Source organism: Labilithrix luteola, assembly GCF_001263205.1.
Lineage (GTDB): Bacteria > Myxococcota_A > Polyangia > Polyangiales > Polyangiaceae > Labilithrix > Labilithrix luteola.
Genome location: NZ_CP012333.1, coordinates 2,799,039 through 2,813,846, shown reverse-complemented (window position 1 = coordinate 2,813,846; position 14,808 = coordinate 2,799,039). Strand labels below are relative to the sequence as shown.

The following is a 14,808-nucleotide window of genomic DNA, read 5'->3' as shown; positions in this document are numbered from 1 at the left end:
GCGGGCTGGTCAGGGGCGCGGGGGGAGCGGCTTCACGATGCCGTACTGCGAGGGCCAGCCGAGGCCGCGATAGCCCTGGTCGATGGCGGCGTTCATCGTGAAGTGCGGGTTCGCGAGGTGCGGGCGAGCGATGGCGCAGAGATCGGCGCGGCCCGAGAGGACCAGCGTGTTGACCTGGTCGCCGCTCGAGATCCCGCCGACGGCCATGGTCGGGTCTGTGCGCGACGGCGTTCGCGCGCAAGCTTGTCTTCACGGACGACGCGCGCCTCCGCAACGGCGACGAGCGGTCGTAGAAGCCTCGGCGCGCGTCGCGACCGAGAAGTCGTCGTCGCCGTGCGGCGTCCCCTAAACGAGGGAGTTGTCCTGAGGAGCTCGCTGTTTTGAGATGGGAGGTATGAAAAAACGGGGGCTCTTGGTGTTCGGTGCAGTTTACCTGGCGGCAGCGGCGTATGCGTGTGGTGGTGGGGAGGCCACGTCGACCACGACCGGTGCGGACCCGAGCTCGCCGCCGAGCACCACGTCGACCACGCCATCGAATGACTCCCCGGCGCCCGTCCCCGACGCATCCGGGCAGGACGCCGCCGACGCTTCGACGCCCTTTTCTCCGCAAACCCTCGGAAGCCGCCTCGTTCTCTGGCTCGAGGCCGACAAGGACTTTGGCGTGGTGGACGGTGGCCTCGTGTGGAAGGACCAATCCCCGCAGAAAAACGACGCGGTGCAGAACGACCTTCTCCAGCAGCCCGCCCACCTCGATGGTGGCGACGACGCCAGCATCAATCATCACGGCGTCGTTCACTTCACCGGCAACGAGTACCTGCAGATTCAGGACAGCGACTCGCTGCAGTGGGCGACGAGCGACTACGCGCTCTATGCCGTCGTGCGCCACACGAACGCGCCAGCGCAATACGGCATCATTTACGCGAAGTGGACCGACGTTGCCCCGTTCCCCGGTCCGTTTCTATGGGCGAGCTACCCTCATGGCGAGAAGACCGGGTACGTCGCGCGCATCGACACGACCCGCGAGGTCTTCTCCGATGGCGGCATGAACGACAACACGTACCGCATCGTCGGTGCGCACAAGGCCGGAACGACGCTGGAGCTCCGCATCGGCGGCGAAAAAGTCTCCGAGCTGGTCGATGCCGGCGGATACGACGAAAGTGGGTTCAACGCCGCCACGCTGCCCGCGTACGTCGGAGGTCGCCCGCAGCCCGTTCAGAGGCTCCATGGCGACATCGCCGAGCTCATCGCCATCAAGGGCACCCTCTCGACCGCGGACGTCGCAGCTCTGGAGGCGTTCTTGAAGGCGAAGTACGACCTCTAGCCTTCTCTACGGAACCTCGATGATGCCTTGCTCGGGGGTGGCCGGCGTCGCCCCATAGTGAGGTCCGTCGAGTGCGTTCGGATTGGCCTGGATGCCGGCAATTCCGGACTTCACCTCGAATGAGCAGCCGTTGTTCGTGGATTGCAGGTAGACGTGGCCGCCACCGCCGCCTCCGCCAGGACCGACCTGGGCCATCGTCGTCGAACCGCCCGCTCCGCCGTTGGCCCGCAGGACCTTGTCGCACGATGCCGTCTCGGTGACGAAGAGCGCGATCGTGCCTCCCGCTCCACCGCCGCCCGAGCCGTCGTGAGCCGTCTGGCCTGCGGAGCCGCCATTCGCGTGGATATCGCCGGTGACCTTGAGGGAGCGCGCGCGAATGAGCATGGCGCCAGCGCCACGACCTCCGCTCGTATCGATGCTCTTGTGGCGATCTCCGGCGCCACCGCCACCGCCAAGCACGAGTCGCTCCTTCACCGAATAGAGCAGGGCACTGCCAGCGAGCCCTCCGTAGGCTCCGCCGTCGGCGTCCGACGAGAACTCGCGGCCACCGACGCCGCCGGCGCCTCCATTGCCGCCGCCGCCGGCGCCAGCGTTGTGGCATTGACCACCGCCGCCGCCGTTCGTGCCGTTGCCACGACCGCCAGGTGCCGCCGCCGGATCTCCATCACCTTCGCCGCGATACTGCATGGTGACGAGGCCTTCGCCCTTGGCCGCGAAGCCCGCGATCGGGACCCTGTCGAGCGTTGCGCCGCAGTCGTAGAGGCCGGTGTTCGCGTACGAAACGCCGTCGCGAAGCCCGCAGGTGTCGACGTCGATCGTTCCGTCGACCTGCATCGCGCCATTGACGAATACGGCGATGATGCCGCCCCGATGACCGTCCCACGGCGTTGCGGTGAGCTTGCCGGAGATCTGTATCGTCAGATCTGTGTATTCCGCAACTCTGACGACCTGCGCACCGCGAGCCTTGAAAGGCCGGCTCAAAGGAGCGCTCAGCTCGAGGCGCACGCCTTAGGCCGGGTCCGAAGCGAGCGGCGTCAGGCTCTTGACGCGAACGAGCTCGTAGACCCCTGCACCGTAACCGGCGAGATCGAGCTTCGCGGCCCCCAGCGATCGGCTGATCGCTCACCGTCTGCCAGACGAGCACTCAGATGCGTCGAGCCGTCGATGGTGCCGTTACTGAAGCGAAGAGAGCTCGCGATGGAGCGTGCTCCAGGGCGCGTTTGGCTCGGTGGCGCGTTTGGCTGGCGCAAAGCGCGTTCCACGGTCGCCGGCTGTCGAAGGTGCCGTTCCTGAAGCGAAGGGAGCTCGCGATGGGAGGGGCGTGCTCGGGGGCCCGTTTGGCTCGCGTTAAGCGCCGAAGCGGGCGTTCTCACGATCGCCGGCGGTGAGCGCACGCGCGAGGACAAAGCGCGTCGCGCGCAGCGCGACGGCTCGAGCGCATGCGGTGCGACGATCTCGCGCGTAACGCGGTCGGCGCCCGCGAGCCAAACGCGCCCCCGAGCGCGCCCCGTCATGTAAGCGACTCGATGAGCGCCCGAGGTCAGGGGCGTGGGACGGCGCGCAGTGGACCCCGCGCAGCGTCCAGGGCTCTTCCGCGCGCGACGTGCATGCCATGGGGACGCTCAATGGGAAGGTCGTGCTCGTTGGGGGATACGACGGCACCGACGATGTCTCCAACGCGTGTGCGTGGGACGGCGCGACGTGGACCCAGAGCAACGTCCAGGGACCTTCGGCGCGGGGCGCGCACGCGATGTCAGCTCTCTAGGGCACCGATCCGTTTGCGGACCGAGTATCTCCGCCGATTTCCGAGCAGCGTGAGCCCCGGTCGATCAAAGCCCGCGCATGCGTTGCCACTCGGGGTTGCTTTCGAGCTTCGTAACGGCGTCCCGAACGCGCTCATCGAGCTTCTGTGCGTCCATCGCGCCGGACTCGACGAGCATCTGCATGAGCACGTAGACCACGGCTTGGAGCTTCGCGATCTCGTGTCCCTGGTCGCGATCCAACTCGAACAAGCGAAGGACCTGCTTCTCCGTCGTGTTGGTGTCGCGCGTGAGCGCTTGGAGGTCGTCCGCCGCTTGATTGAGGCGTTGGCGCTCCACCCAGTTGTGGGCGAGAACCGGCGTCGAGAACTTGAATTTGTCCATCGTGTCCTCCGAGCACACGAATAGACAACGGCGGTTGTGGTCCGTCAACGGACGCCGCGACGGACGTGTGCGTCGAGCGCGCTCGGTCAGGGGCGCGGGGGGAGCGGCTTCACGATGCCGTACTGCGAGGGCCAGCCGAGGCCGCGATAGCCCTGGTCGATGGCGGCGTTCATCGTGAAGTGCGGGTTCGCGAGGTGCGGGCGAGCGATGGCGCAGAGATCGGCGCGCCCCGAGAGGACTAGCGTGTTGACCTGATCGCCGCTCGAGATCCCGCCGACGGCCATCGTCGGGATTTTCACGTCGTTCTTGATCATGTCGGACCAGAACGCCTGATACATGCGGCCGTAGAACTTCGGGCGCGAGTCCGGCGTGGTCATGCCCGCCGAGCAGTCGATGACGTCGCAGCCGCGCTCCTTGAGGGCGCGTGCGAGCTCGATCACGTCTTCGTCCTCGATGCCGCCGGGAAGCCAGTCGGTGGCCGAGATGCGTACGCTGAGCGGCTTGTTCTTCGGCCACGCCGCGCGCACCGCCTCCAGCACTTCGAGCGGATAGCGCATCCGGCCCTCGCGATCGCCGCCATAGACGTCTTTACGGACGTTCGTGAGCGGCGAGAGGAAGCTCGCGAGCAAGTAACCGTGCGCCATGTGCAGCTCGAGGAGGTCGAAGCCCGCCTCGTCGGCCCATTTCGCGGCGCGCACGAAGTCGGCCTTCACCGCGTCCATCTCGGCGCGGTCCATCTCGCGCGGCACCTGGCTGTCAGGGAAATACGGGAGCGGCGAGGCGCTCACGATGGGCCAGTTGCCCGATTCGAGCGGCCGATCGGAGCCTTCCCACATCAACTTGGTCGAGCCCTTGCGGCCTGCGTGACCGAGCTGCATGCCGATCTTCGACTTGGAGTGCGCATGCACGAAGTCGACGATCTCGCGCCACGCCGTGATGTGCTCGGGCAGATACAGGCCCGTGCAGCCTGGCGAGATGCGGGCTTCGCGCGAGACGTCGGTCATCTCGGTCATCACGAGGCCGGCGCCGCCCATGGCGCGTGACGTGTAGTGCGTGAAGTGGAAGTCGTTCGGTGTGCCGTCTTGTGCAGAATACATGCACATGGGCGAGACCACGACGCGGTTCGGAATCACCACGTCGCGGAGGCGCAGCGGCGTGAACATCGGCGGCACGAGCGAGCGGCTCTCGGCGGGCGTCTCGAGCGTGTTCACGTAGTGCGTGGCGACGTGCTCGGTGAACGACGTGTCGCGCAGCTTCAGGTTGTCGTAGGTGATGCGCTTGCTGCGCGTGAGCAGGCTGAAGGCGAACTGCGTGGGCGGCAGGTCGCGATAGCGCTTCACGTTCTCGAACCACAGCAGGCTGTCTTGCGCGGCCTTCTGCGTGCGCTCGACGATGGGCCGGCGCTCTTCCTCGTAGGCCACCAACGCCCGCTCGATGTCGGCGCGCGAGGGCTTCACGTCGGCGCTGAGGTTCTTCTTCAGCGCGTGGACGAGCGCGATGGAGTCTTCCATCGCGAGCTTCGTTCCCGAGCCGATCGAGAAGTGCGCCGTGTGCACTGCGTCACCGAGGAGAACGATGTTCTCGTGGTGCCACTTCTCGTTCTTGACCGTGACGAACTGGACCCACGCGCTCTTGTTGGCGAGGAGCTTCTCGCCGCCGAGGTGCTTGCCGAAGACCTTCTCGCAGTACGCGATGCTCTCTTCGGTGCTCGCACGATCGAGGCCCGCGGCGACGAACGAGTCGTGATCGCACTCGACGATGAAGGTGCTCGTGTCCCGGTCGAACCGGTACGCGTGCACCTGGAACATCCCGTGCTCGTTCTCTTCGAAGTAGAAGGTGAACGCGTCGAAGGTCTTCTTGGTGCCCAGCCAGATGTAGTGGGCCTTTCGGACGTCGAGCGAGGGGCGGAACGTGTCCGCGTACAGATCCCGCACCCTGCTCTTGACGCCATCGCACGCGACGACCAGGTCCGCATCGGCCGTGTACTTGGCGTAGTCGGCTTCCGACACGAGATCGGTGTCGTAGACGAGCTTCACGCCCAGCTCGGAACACCTGTCCGCCAGGATGCGCAGAAGCTCACGACGCGCGATGCCCGAGAAGCCGTGGCCGTCGGACCGAAGGCACTCGCCCTTGTAGTGGATGTCGATCGCCGTCCAGTGGGCGAACGCTTCCGTGATCGCCTCGTGCGTGGGGCGGTCGTTCTCCTCGAGGTAAGACAGCGTCTCGTCGGAGAAGACCACGCCCCAGCCGAAGGTGACGCCCTTTGCGTTGCGTTCGACGACGGTGATGTCCGCGTCAGGCCGCGCTTTCTTGTAGAGGAGCGCGAAATACAGGCCCGCCGGGCCACCGCCGATGCAGACGACCTTCATGATTCAAGCGGTCGTATCACTCGCTCGAATCGAAGCCTAGCGCGCGCGAAAGCGCTTACGGCTCAGCCGTACAGAAGCCCCCCTCCCAATGTCCCTCCCCGGGTCGAGAGGGAGGTCATCCCACCCGACCCGGGCCAGGTTTCGAAGTTACGAGTTCTCGTGGCTTCGAATCAGGCTGCGACGCGGTTACGGAGCTGGACGCGCATCAGGTCGAAGCTGGGCGCGTTCAGTCCGCGAGCACGGCGCAGGAGAAACAAGGCGTGGTGTACCTCCGCCTCATCGGGATCCAACTCACCTGAGGCACCGTCGAGGAAGTTTCGATCTTTCGCCAACGCGAACGCGGCAGCGAGTTCGTCACCTTCAGCGGCATCCAGGTAAGCCAGTGCCTGCTCGAGAGACAAGGTCTCGAGAGACGTGATGATAGGAGTCATCCGGTTGTACCTCTTGGGCTGCATGAGCAGCACGTTCCACAGACATCGTCGGGGCACCCGTCCCCGGCGGTGGTCAAACGAGGTGTCTTCGCGGCCGTAGTCGGAACGTGGGAGCCGACCGAGTGACCACGTCGACACGCGGTGTGTTTGCGCCAAGCGTGCGGGCACGCTGACGCCGAATGGGAACGAGACCTCTTGCTCGAGGTCGTGCCCGGGCGCGACGTTCGCAGCTGAGTCGGTGGCGTGATGCTTTCCACCGACTCCGCGCGAGCGCCTGCTCGATGCTGCCAGACCACCCGTCGCGGAGGTGTCTTGCAGCGTCTGGAGCGTATCGTTGGGCGTGACTGGATGTGCGCGTACTACGCCACGCGCACGGAGGCGTCCTCGCGGGTCCCGCCGCTGAGGGCCGACGTCGGCTCGGCGCAGGCTCGACCTCGAGCCTAAAAGCTCGGAGGTCGGCGCGCCGGTCAGGCCGAAAACGTTCGGCATTGCCCTCCCACGCTCGAATCGATGCAAGTGACGAGGTCACTCATCGCTTTATGTAAGCTACAGCCACTTCGCGAGGTCGACCACTTTTCTTGCACAGATTTCAGCGACGATGTAGGCGCGACGGTAGCGTCGACTCGGCCGTGTCGCGTCTGCGGAGCCATTCTGTCTCGCTCGTGCCTCGGAAGCGCGGCCTCGTGTTCGTTCGGCATCATCGGCGTACTTAGGATGCTCCCGAGCCGTCGTGACGCGATCGACAAAACGGCGTCAGAACTGGCCATAGATGAAGGGCTCCGCCTTCGCGCCTGCGGCGAAGTGGATGGCGTAGGCCGTGGCAGCGAGCGTGACGCCTTGCACCAGAGCCGGGCTGCGTGCGAACGCGCTTCGGAGCTGCGTGAGCAGGTCGCGGGGCAAAAAGTGCGTGATGATGCCGAGCGCGAGCACGGCCAGCACTTTCGGCGCGAGGTTCGGCGAGTCGAACGTCAACTTGCCCATGCGCTCCAGCATCAAGGTGGCGTGGGCGAACGTCGGCGCGCGGAAGAAGATCCACGCGAAGCACACGAAGTGGAACGTGGCGAAGACGGAGATCACACGGCCGAGCGTGATCTCGGACGAAGGCTTCTTTTGTGTCTCTTGGCGTGTCTCTTGGGGCGCTTTCCGCGAACGTTGCCAGGCGCGGTTCACGCCGAGAGCGCCGCCGTGGAGGGCACCCCAGATGACGAAGTTCCACGAAGCGCCGTGCCATAGGCCACCGAGCACCATCGTGAGCATCAGGTTGCGGTACGTCGCCCACTTGCTGCCGCGGTTCCCTCCGAGAGAGATGTAGAGGTAATCGCGCAGCCACGACGAAAGCGAGATGTGCCAGCGGCGCCAGAACTCCTGCAGGTCCGACGACGTGTACGGCGCGTCGAAATTCTTGGGGAGCTCGTAGCCGAAGAGCTTCGCGCTGCCGATGGCGACATCGCTGTAGCCCGAGAAGTCCGCGTAGATCTTGATCGCGTAGGCGTAGACGGCGACCAGTACCTCGAGCGACGAAAAGCGCTCCGGATTGTCGAAGACGCGGTTGACGAGGTTGATGCCGAGCGTGTCGCCGATGATGACCTTCTTCATCAAGCCGGTGGCGATGAGGTAGAGGCCTTCGGCCTTCATCGCTTCGCTCGCAACCGGCTCCGCCGCGAGCTGCGGGAGCATGGTCTTCGGGCGCACGATGGGACCCGCCACGAGGTGCGGGAAGAAGGCCACGAAGAGCAGGTAATCGAGGTAGCGATCGGCCGGTGGGATCTCCCGCCGATAGACGTCGATCGTGTAGCTCATCGTCTCGAACGTGAAGAACGAGATGCCGAAGGGCAGTACGAGCCGCAAGTGCACGGGGGAGACGTGCACGCCAATCCAGCTGCAAACCGTGGCGATCGAGTCGACGGCGAAGTTGAAGTACTTGAAGACCGAAAGAACGCCCAGGTAGTAGACGACCGAGACGAGGAGCAGCGCCTTGCGCGCGGTGGGGCTCTCCGTTCGGCCGAGCAGGCGGCCGATGAAGTAGTCGAGCGAGCTGCCGACGAAGATGATGCCGACGCAGAGGAGCGTCCAGCCGAGCGGCCCGAGCGGCACTTCCTGTTCGAGCGCGGAGTCGTACGTCCCGACGAAGTAGAAGACGTAGCTCGCGAGCATCAAGAAGAGCGGCCGCAAGAACGCGCGCTTCCGCAGTGCCCAGAACACCGTGTACGTGACGAGCAGGAAGACGCCGTAGAGAGGGCTGGCGAAGAGCATCGGAGCGCGGTCCCGTTCATTGCCCATCTTCCGACCTGCGGGCAAGAGGTCGGGGTCGATTTGCGGGGCTTTTGCGCTTCTTTCGAGCCGACGGCCGTGCTCGATCGGCGTCGGCCGGACCGCTTGACGTCAGCGCGCTGGCTTGCGTCGGCCTCGCGAGGCTGCCGTGTTCAGCGAAGCGTGGAGGGCCACGAGCTCCGCGCGCGTACGGACGCCGAGCTTCCGTAGCGCTTCGGCGAGCTGTCTCGAGACCGTGCTCTCGGTGATGCCGAGCTCGTAGGCCACGAGCTTCGAGGGACGTCCGGTCGCGACCAGCCCCACGATCTTGCGTTGGATGGGCGAGAGCGCCCGCGACGCCGTGGCATGCGGTTCGTTCGCGCGCGCCACGAGGAGGTGCCGCCCATCCGATTCGAATCGCTCCACGAGCGTCCAGCGCCCCTCGACCATCGCCTTCCAGTACGCGATGCCCGCGTCGGGATCCGAACCGAGTTGCCGCTTCGCGCGATCCATCGCCAGGGCCGCCTGTTTCAACCTCGTCCTCCCCTCGCGTGCGATTCGGCGTCGTGTGAGCTGCCCACTATCTCCGGCGCGTGCCGGCGGCGCCCCGCGGCTCGCTCTCGTCTTGCGCGTCTCCCTTTTCTCGCATCCGCAAGAGCAGCTCCCCGCGCGAAGCGACGCCAAGCTTTTCGTAAGCACGCGCGATCTGGTTGGCGATCGTGCGGACGGCCGTGTTCCGTCGCGTGGCGATCTGTTTCATCGACGCGCCGCCAATCCAGTCGGAGATGACGTCGAACTCGCTCGGCGTCAGCTTCGCGAAACAGGCATGACGCGGCGGTGAATAGCCGATGACGAGGTAGCGAACCCCGTCGCGTTCGATCTCTTCGACGACGGCACGAGCCATGGGCCCCCATGCACACGTTCGTCGAGCCCCCGCCCCCGCCGGACCTCGCACGTGTGCGCGTTCCTTTCGGTGTAGGTCACGTGGAGGGCCTTATCCATGGTCATTTCTTCTTGCTTGGCGCGACGCTCTGGACGACCGGCACGGTCCGGCTTGCGGCCGCTGCGAGTCTCCTCCCAAGCCCAAGCAAAACGCGCGCTTTGGTTCGCGTGCGGGCGCTCGGGCGCGCGAGCGCAAAAACCTCTATGGTCGGCCTCCCGATGGCGAGCCTTTCCCCGATCCTGGCCCCGATCCTGGCGCACACCGAGAATCATCCCATTCCGGACGGCGAGGTCCGCTTGCTCGGGGCGGTGAGGCAGGTCACGGGGGCGATGACGCGCGTCGAGACCGGCAGGCATCGTCTGCTCGTCGATTGCGGTCTCGCGCAGGGCCACGATTCGATGGTGTTCCCCGACGCGGCGCGCGACGTCGACGCGTTGGTCCTCACGCACGGGCACCTCGATCACATCGGCAACGTACCCACGCTGCTCGAGGGCGGCTTCGACAAGCCGATCTATGCCACGCAGGCCACGCTGCAGATCGCGAAGCTCTCGCTCGAAGACAGCCTCGGGATGCAGCGCGCTTCCGATCGCGAGATTGCGCGGTTCCTCGAGCATTTCCAGAAGCTCTCGCGCCCGCTGCCGTACGAGCAGCGCGTCGACCTTTTCGGGGACTCGCGCGTCTCGCTGAGTTTCCACGAGGCCGGCCACATCCTCGGCTCGGCAAGCGCTGAGATCCTCTCGAGCGCGAGCCGCGTGATCGTCTCCGGCGACCTCGGGCGCCCTGACAGTCCGATCCTCCGCGATCCGAACACGGCCTGGGAAAAGGGGCGTCCCGTCGACGTCGTCGTCATGGAATCGACCTACGGTTCGCGTGACCACGATCACTCGCACGACGACATCGAGCGAGATCTCGAACGCATCCTGAAAGACGCGATCCTCCACAAGGCGAAGGTTCTCATCCCGGCCTTCGCCATCGGGCGCACGCAGACGCTCCTCTGGTTTCTCAACAACCTCGTCGAGGCGCACCGCATTCCGCCGGTGCCCGTGTTCATCGACACGCCGATGGGCCTTGCCGTCACGAACACGTACCGCCACTTCCAGCGCCTCTTCGACAAGGAATCGCTCGACAAGCTCGCACGCGGCGACGATCCGCTCGACTTCGCCGACCTCTTCGAGATCAAGAAGGGCAAGGACTCGCATCGCCTCGACGACATCGAAGGCCCGATGATCATCATCGCCGGCTCGGGCATGGTCACCGGCGGGCGCATCATCGGTCACATGATCGACGGCCTTCCCAACCCGCACACCACGGTGCTGTTCGTCGGTTATCAGGCCGAGGGAACGCCTGGTCGCCGAATCCAGGACGCGGCGAAGCACGGCGGCCGCGTGCGCCTCAACGGCGAAGAGGTCACCGTTCGCGCCCGCATTGCCACGCTCAAGGGCCTCTCGGCGCATGCCGACCGCAAGGAGCTCCTCGCTTGGCTCGGTCACATCCCCGACGTCAGGCGCGTTGCTCTCCATCATGGAGACGTCGCCGCGCAGGAGTCGTTCGTGTCCTGGGCTTCGGGGCAGCGGACCGAACACGCGGCGCACGCCTCGCACGGGCCGGCTCACTCGCACGGCGAACCGACGACCGAGGCTTAGCGAGTCTTCGCTGGAGCGCGTCGGCGAGCACGACTGCGTTGTTGTGCTCTTCGTCGCGCGCGCTGTAGACGAGCGTGACCGTCGAACGTGTCGCGCGTTTGGCCAGGCCGTCGAGCAATCCGGCAGCGGCGTCGTCGGCCGCGAGCTCGTGCTCGTAGCGCTCGCGGAAGCGACCGAAGCGTTTCGGATCGTGGGCGAACCACTTTCGAAGTTCTTCGCTCGGAGCGAGCTCTTTCAGCCACGTGTCGAAATGCGCGTCCGCCTTGCTCACGCCACGTGGCCAGAGGCGATCGACGAGAACGCGGTAGCCGTCCGACGGTGAATAGGGCTCGTATGCACGTTTGATGCGGAGCATGCCTCGTTCCTCCCATGCGCGCCGTGCATCGCGCGTGCCGGGACCTTGCCGCGCCGCGACGTGGACGCGACCGCTCGTCGTGGTTACGAAGGTGGGGCACATGAGCAGCTCGACGGGTGACACTCCGCCTACACTGGAAGCGGCCCGCGACTCGTCGCGCGAAACGGCCCGCGATGCTTCGCGCGATACGTCGCGCAAGGCGAGCTCGTCGGGCTCGTCCGCATTGCGCGGGCCGGCAGCGCTTGCGGTGGCGTCACGCTTCGCGTGGCCGGCCGCGTTCGTGGCCGTGACCGCGCTCGGTGTGGGGTACTTGAGAGACCAGAAGGCCCCGCCCGAGTCGGTCGTGAAGGTCGAGCACGAAGGCCCGACCGTGATTCGCGACCTTCGAGCTCTCGCACGCCTCGAGACGACGGCGATGCACGTCGAGAAGATCATCGACGTGAAAGATCACCAGACGCGCCTGCATGGGATGGTGGAGGCCGACGACTCGCTCCTCTTCGTGGCAACGGGGGAGGTCATCCTCGGTGTCGACCTCGCGCGACTCGACGACTCGGACGTGCGTTTCGACGCGGCGACCAAGACTGCGTACGTGACGCTGCCTCCGCCGGAGGTCTTGTCGACCCGCTTCGACGAGATGCACTCGTACGTCCACTCGCGGTCCACCGACCTGCTCGCCAAGCGCAACGAGTCGCTCGAAGGAACGGCGCGGCGCGAAGCCGTGGCCGCGTTCGAGAAGGCAGCGCGGGAGTCGTCGTCGATGGATCGCGCGCGCGAGCAGGCCGAAAAGCAGATTCGTGCGCTTGGCTCGGCTTGGGGCGCGAGCTCCGTCGTCGTGCGATGGAAGACCCCACCGGGCGAGGTTCGCGTCGGCGTCGACTGATCTCAGAATGCTGGTCTGCTCGAGCCTTCCTGATCGTCAGGAGACTTCGGGTTCCCACTCGGATCGACTGCGCATCCGCAGAGGAAGCTCGAACGACACGATGATGGCGTAGGCCGCCGCGGCGGTCAGAATCGAAGGCGCGAGCGATGCTCCTGCTCCGTGCGCGTAGGTCCGGACCAACGACAGCACGAGCATCGCCACGCTGACGAAGAAGACGAGTGCCCAGAGGAGCAGCGGTACGAAGCGTCGCAAGTAGCGCGTGACCGCCGCGAAGCAGGCGCCGAGAAGCGCGCCGCACGAGCCGACCGTCACGTAGGCGACGGCAAGGCCGATGGAAGTCGTCACTCCCCACGTTTGTGCGGCCTTCGCGACCTCGCGGAGCACGAGGGCAGGCACCATTGCGTGCACGACCCCGAGGCCTGACGCGCCGGCGAGGAAGCCCATGATCCCGCCTGCCGTGAAGGGGCGCATTCGATCCCGCATCGCGTACGAGTCCTGTGTCCAGGTGGTCTCGCGATCCTGCGCGCGGGTAACCTTGTCTCGCTCTAGGTGCGCGTCTTCAGGCCCGCGCTTCGCGCGCCGGACGAGCAAGAGCGGAATTTCCTCGTCTTCGTAGAAGTTCGACATGGCCGCATGGACCATCAAGCATGGACCGGGCCAAGCCCATCCACGCGAGCGAACGCGTCAGTAGAGAGGATCGGCGCAGCAACGGAAGCCGACGTCGGGATGCGTGTTGGTCCGGCCGTTCTGGCCCATCGCGGTGCATTGTCCGGTAAGGACGCCGGGCGGACGGTTCATGAAGCTCTCGCCGCCGAGTGCGCAGTTCTGACCCTCCGGGCTGTCTCGTCGGCTCGTCGGCCGTTCGGCCCGTGCACGCGGTGGCCTGCAGCCGGAAGGAGCTATTTTCGTGGGCTCCCGTGCCAAAAGTTGATGCGCGGGCGCCTGCGTTCTACGACGTGGGCGTGAGCCATCCTCTCGCGGGTAAGACCACGGCTGCCATCGGCGTGATGCTCGGCCTGCTGGCCGTTCCGTATGCCTCCCCGGCGCTCGCTCCGTATCGGATCGTCCGGGCACCGTGGGATCACACGGCCGACGCCGAGACGACGACCCCGCAAGAGAAGGCCAGCGCGCCAGTCGCGCCAGCGCTCGCGCACGGCGAGACCGCGCTCAAGGCTTCGACCAACGAAGCCACCGTCACGAACGCACTGCCTGATCAGCCGGCACCTGCGGCGCTCGACGCGCAGGCTCTCGCGAAGACCAAGGGCTCGATCGCCGTCGACGATCCGACCGGTCACGCGCTCGACAACTTCTACGGCTACCTCGCGAAGACGCGCGCCAAGCAGCCCGGCGCGGTCACGCGCATCATGCACTACGGCGACAGCGTCATCACGAGCGACTACGTCTCGGGAACGATGCGTCGCAAGATGCAGGCGGACCTGGGCGATGCCGGTCACGGCTTCCTCCTCGTGGCCAATCCTTGGGAGTGGTACTTCCACAACGACGTCGCGCACGGGGCAGGCGAGGGCTGGAACTCGAGCCGTATCACCGGGCCGCTCACGAAAGACGGCATGTACGGCCTCGGCGGCGTGACCTTTACCGGCAACGCCGGCGCGTCTGCGTTCTTCGGCACGTCGGAGCAGAGCAAGTACGGCAAGAAGGTCTCGCGCTTCGACGTCTACTACCTGGAGACGCCCGCCGGCGGCGACGTCGAAGTCCGGTTTGCCGGCAAGACCGAGCGCTTCTCGACCAAGGGCGAACAGAAGGTCTCGCGCATCAAGTCGTTCTCGGTTCCCGATGGCGAGGCGAAGCTCAAACTGAACGTCGTGTCCGGCGCGCCGCGCCTCTTCGGTGTCGCGCTCGAACGCGAGGAGCCCGGCGTGGTGTACGACGCGCTCGGCGCGAACGGCGCGCGGGTGGAGCTCCTCGGCGGCATCGACGCCAACCACTGGACGGAGCAGATGTCGCTCCGCAAGCCGGCGCTCGTCGTTCTCCAGTACGGAACGAACGAGAGCGAAGCGCCCGGCCTGGCCGGCAACTACGAGCAGACGCTCACGGCGGTCGTCGAGAAGATCAAGGCGGCGGCGCCCAACGCGTCGATTCTGATCGCCGCTCCACTCGACCGCGCCGAGACCACCGAAGGCGGCGCGCTCCGCACGAAGCCCGTCATCAAGAAGCTCGTCAACGCGCAGAAGAACGTTGCCGCGAAGACCGGCGTGGCCTTCTGGAACACGTTCGAGGCGATGGGCGGCGAAGGCTCGATGGCCAAGTGGGCGAAGACCGGCCTCGGTGGCGGTGACCTTACGCATCCCACGCCGCAAGGCGCGGAGGTCATCGGCGACCTCTTCTACAAGGCGCTCAGCACGGGCTTCGAAGCCTGGCGCTCGCGCCATCCCGACGCCGCGCCGAACCGCTAATCAGCTCATCGCGTAAGCTCGCGCGTGCAGTCGCGCGAATCGGGCGCTCGCGGCTTGC

Annotated in this window: 14 protein-coding genes and 1 pseudogene; 5 read left to right on the top strand and 10 right to left on the bottom strand. The window is 66.1% G+C overall.

Annotated elements, in window-relative coordinates; genetic code table 11:
- Positions 1-9 precede the first annotated feature (9 nt).
- Entirely contained in the window at positions 10-207 is a 198-nt protein-coding gene (locus tag AKJ09_RS12805) for a hypothetical protein (RefSeq protein ID WP_146647477.1), read from the bottom strand.
- A 187-nt stretch (positions 208-394) separates the two neighbouring features.
- Between AKJ09_RS12805 and AKJ09_RS12800 the strand changes: the two genes are divergently transcribed.
- On the top strand, positions 395-1,321 hold the full coding sequence (locus AKJ09_RS12800) for a hypothetical protein (protein WP_146647476.1): 927 nt from the start codon (positions 395-397) through the stop codon (positions 1,319-1,321).
- 6 nt (positions 1,322-1,327) lie between these two features.
- On the opposite strand, the gene AKJ09_RS12795 is transcribed toward AKJ09_RS12800, so the two are convergent.
- Positions 1,328-2,302: a hypothetical protein gene (locus tag AKJ09_RS12795; RefSeq protein WP_146647475.1), complete on the bottom strand. Its 975-nt coding sequence runs from the start codon at positions 2,300-2,302 to the stop codon at positions 1,328-1,330.
- 631 nt (positions 2,303-2,933) lie between these two features.
- Between AKJ09_RS12795 and AKJ09_RS52925 the strand changes: the two genes are divergently transcribed.
- Positions 2,934-3,086: a hypothetical protein gene (locus AKJ09_RS52925; RefSeq protein WP_169927492.1), complete on the top strand. Its 153-nt coding sequence runs from the start codon at positions 2,934-2,936 to the stop codon at positions 3,084-3,086.
- Positions 3,087-3,150: 64 nt separating this feature from the next.
- On the opposite strand, the gene AKJ09_RS12790 is transcribed toward AKJ09_RS52925, so the two are convergent.
- The 6 genes from AKJ09_RS12790 to AKJ09_RS12765 all read right to left on the bottom strand — a co-directional run bounded on the left by AKJ09_RS12790 (position 3,151) and on the right by AKJ09_RS12765 (position 9,419).
- Positions 3,151-3,465, bottom strand: coding sequence for a hypothetical protein (locus AKJ09_RS12790; RefSeq protein WP_146647474.1), 315 nt, complete (start codon positions 3,463-3,465; stop codon positions 3,151-3,153).
- An 86-nt stretch (positions 3,466-3,551) separates the two neighbouring features.
- Positions 3,552-5,834, bottom strand: coding sequence for a bifunctional salicylyl-CoA 5-hydroxylase/oxidoreductase (locus AKJ09_RS12785; protein ID WP_205633694.1), 2,283 nt, complete (start codon positions 5,832-5,834; stop codon positions 3,552-3,554).
- A 170-nt stretch (positions 5,835-6,004) separates the two neighbouring features.
- Positions 6,005-6,289: a hypothetical protein gene (locus tag AKJ09_RS12780; protein ID WP_169927491.1), complete on the bottom strand. Its 285-nt coding sequence runs from the start codon at positions 6,287-6,289 to the stop codon at positions 6,005-6,007.
- Positions 6,290-7,018: 729 nt separating this feature from the next.
- The gene (locus AKJ09_RS12775) at positions 7,019-8,545 is read right to left on the bottom strand and encodes an MBOAT family O-acyltransferase (protein ID WP_240488462.1); all 1,527 of its coding nucleotides are present in this window, start codon (positions 8,543-8,545) and stop codon (positions 7,019-7,021) included.
- A 102-nt stretch (positions 8,546-8,647) separates the two neighbouring features.
- Positions 8,648-9,049 carry a response regulator transcription factor gene (locus tag AKJ09_RS12770; RefSeq protein ID WP_146647472.1) on the bottom strand — a complete coding sequence of 134 codons (402 nt, stop codon included), beginning with the start codon at positions 9,047-9,049 and terminating at the stop codon, positions 8,648-8,650.
- A gap of 46 nt (positions 9,050-9,095) precedes the next feature.
- The gene (locus AKJ09_RS12765) at positions 9,096-9,419 is read right to left on the bottom strand and encodes a response regulator transcription factor (protein WP_146647471.1); all 324 of its coding nucleotides are present in this window, start codon (positions 9,417-9,419) and stop codon (positions 9,096-9,098) included.
- Positions 9,420-9,676: 257 nt separating this feature from the next.
- Here AKJ09_RS12765 and AKJ09_RS12760 point away from each other — a divergent pair, with 257 nt between their 5' ends.
- The gene (locus tag AKJ09_RS12760) at positions 9,677-11,101 is read left to right on the top strand and encodes an MBL fold metallo-hydrolase (RefSeq protein ID WP_169927490.1); all 1,425 of its coding nucleotides are present in this window, start codon (positions 9,677-9,679) and stop codon (positions 11,099-11,101) included.
- A 16-nt stretch (positions 11,102-11,117) separates the two neighbouring features.
- Here the strand turns inward: AKJ09_RS12760 and AKJ09_RS54795 are convergent.
- Positions 11,118-11,456, bottom strand: a pseudogene (locus tag AKJ09_RS54795) (DUF488 domain-containing protein); the annotation flags it as partial.
- A 100-nt stretch (positions 11,457-11,556) separates the two neighbouring features.
- Here AKJ09_RS54795 and AKJ09_RS12750 point away from each other — a divergent pair.
- Positions 11,557-12,336: a DUF4230 domain-containing protein gene (locus AKJ09_RS12750; protein ID WP_169927489.1), complete on the top strand. Its 780-nt coding sequence runs from the start codon at positions 11,557-11,559 to the stop codon at positions 12,334-12,336.
- A gap of 36 nt (positions 12,337-12,372) precedes the next feature.
- Here the strand turns inward: AKJ09_RS12750 and AKJ09_RS12745 are convergent, their stop codons facing one another.
- A complete protein-coding gene (locus tag AKJ09_RS12745) occupies positions 12,373-12,963 on the bottom strand; it encodes a hypothetical protein (RefSeq protein WP_146647467.1) in 591 nt (196 codons plus the stop codon).
- Positions 12,964-13,298: 335 nt separating this feature from the next.
- Here AKJ09_RS12745 and AKJ09_RS12740 point away from each other — a divergent pair, with 335 nt between their 5' ends.
- Positions 13,299-14,750, top strand: a complete 1,452-nt coding sequence (locus AKJ09_RS12740) for a GDSL-type esterase/lipase family protein (RefSeq protein ID WP_146647466.1) — start codon at positions 13,299-13,301, stop codon at positions 14,748-14,750.
- Positions 14,751-14,808 lie beyond the last annotated feature (58 nt).